Origin of the sequence: Jiangella rhizosphaerae, from assembly GCF_003579925.1 — a bacterium.
In the GTDB taxonomy this organism is placed as follows: domain Bacteria; phylum Actinomycetota; class Actinomycetes; order Jiangellales; family Jiangellaceae; genus Jiangella; species Jiangella rhizosphaerae.
Map to the genome: position 1 here is coordinate 1 of NZ_QUAL01000254.1, position 1,916 is coordinate 1,916.

General features: G+C 77.6%; 3 protein-coding genes. All 3 read right to left on the bottom strand.

Annotated features, from left to right (window positions below):
* Positions 1–170 precede the first annotated feature (170 nt).
* Positions 171–1,148: an AAA family ATPase gene (locus DY240_RS22910; protein WP_119662096.1), complete on the bottom strand. Its 978-nt coding sequence runs from the start codon at positions 1,146–1,148 to the stop codon at positions 171–173.
* Positions 1,145–1,612 (bottom strand): hypothetical protein, encoded by a 468-nt coding sequence (locus tag DY240_RS22915; RefSeq protein WP_119662097.1) that lies wholly within the window; start codon positions 1,610–1,612, stop codon positions 1,145–1,147. Before DY240_RS22915 ends, DY240_RS22910 begins: the two co-directional genes overlap by 4 nt.
* On the bottom strand, positions 1,609–1,916 hold a 308-nt coding region (locus DY240_RS22920; protein WP_147375460.1), incomplete at its 5' end, for a DUF4129 domain-containing protein. The genes DY240_RS22915 and DY240_RS22920, both read right to left, overlap by 4 nt.

Here is a 1,916-nt window from a genome sequence, read left to right on the forward strand (position 1 = left end):
CGCCCGCCGTTCGGCCGCCGTGCCGAACGCCAGGGCGGTCCCGACGACCAGCGGGACGCCGAGCAGCACGAGGTCGGCCCGGCCGAGCGCCAGGCCGGCCGCCGCGAGCACCGCCGGCAGCAGCAGCGAGCGGGCCAGCGCCGGGCTGGCCCGCCAGACGTAGTCGCGGGTCATCGGCCCGACGCCGGGCCGGGAACCTGGCCGAGCACCTCGGTGACGATGTCCGCGGTGCGCAGCCGGGTGGTCCACGCTTCCGGGGTGAGCGTCAGCCGGTGCGCCAGCGCTGGCACCGCGACCTCCTTGACGTCCTCGGGGAGCACGTAGTCGCGGCCGTCCAGCACCGCCAGCGCCCGGGCGGTGAGCAGCAGGGCCAGCGACCCGCGCGGGGAGGCGCCCACCTCGACGGCGCGCTGCCGGCGGGTCGCGGCGGCGAGGTCGACGCAGTACGCGACGACGGACGGGTCGGCGTCGACGCTCTCGACGCCGGCCTGCAGCGCGCGCACCGTCTCGGCGTCGACCACCGCCGCGACGTCGGCCGCCTCCTGCCGCCGGGCGATGCGACGCGCCAGCACCTGCGCCTCGTCCGGCGGCTCGAGGTACCCGGCCGACAGCCGGAGCATGAACCGGTCCAGCTGCGCCTCCGGCAGCGGGTAGGTGCCCTCGTACTCGACGGGGTTGGACGTCGCGAGCACGTGGAACGGCCGGGGCAGTGCGAACGTCCGGCCCTCCACCGTCACCTGCCGCTCCGCCATCGCCTCCAGCAGCGCCGACTGCGTCTTCGGCGGCGTCCGGTTGATCTCGTCGGCCAGCAGCAGGCCGGCGAAGACCGGGCCGGGCCGGAAGCCGAACTCGCGGGAGCCGGGATCCCAGACGAACGACCCGGTGACGTCGCCGGGCAGCAGGTCGGGCGTGCACTGCAGGCGGCGGAACTTCAGCCCCAGCGCGGCGGCCAGGCTGCGCGCCGCCAGCGTCTTGCCCAGGCCCGGCACGTCCTCGAACAGCACGTGTCCGCCGGCCAGGATCGCCGCCAGCGCCAGCCGCAGCGTCCGACGCATGCCGACCACGGCCGTGCCGACACCGTCGAGGACGGCCGACCCGACCCTGGCCACCTCGGCGATCGGGAGGGCGGTGCTGCTGGGCGTCGTCATGGTCGGGTTCCTCCGGAAGGTGCGTCGAGTCGTTCGATCGCGGTGACGACGGCGTCGACGTCGCTCAGGCTGGGCCGCAGCGCCTGCGCCGACAGCGCCGCGTGCACGTCCGGACCGAGCGCCTGGACCGCTCGCGGGTCGTCCCAGTCCAGGCCCAGGCGCCGCAACCGGGCCGCGGCGAGCGCGCGCAGCCGCTGCTGCCGCGCCGGGTCGTCGTCGTTCTCGAAGCGGCGCAGCCGGTTGGCCAGCCGCCAGACCTGTCCGGAGCCGCCGCCGGACGCCGGCCGCGGGCGGGCCGGCCAGGTCCCGTACCAGCCCGGCGGGATGCTCAGCACCGCCGCCGTCCCGGCCGCGACGCACGCCCCGATCAGCACCGGCCGCGGGCCTTGCACACCGAACACCCACGTGACCAGGCCGGCGGCCGCGCCGAGCAGCACCGCCCGGACGATCGCCCGGCGGCTCATCGGGTCCCCGCCGTGCCGAGCGTGCCGACCACCGTGTCCAGCGCCTGCCGGGCGGCCGCCACGTCGCCGGCGCCGAGGCCGGGGTGCACCGCGAACCGGGCCCGGTGATAGAGGCCGAGCAGGGTGGTGACGGCGTGCTCGTCGGCGTGGTGGCGGCGCAGCAGAGCCGCGGTGAACTCGGTGGGGGTCTGGACGGGGTCGCGGGGCGCGCCGCTGCCGGCCGCCGCCGACTCCAGTGCCAGCCAGGCCGCGATGACCGCCGCCGCGGCGTCCGGTGCCGGCCCGGCCAGCGCCGACGCGGCCG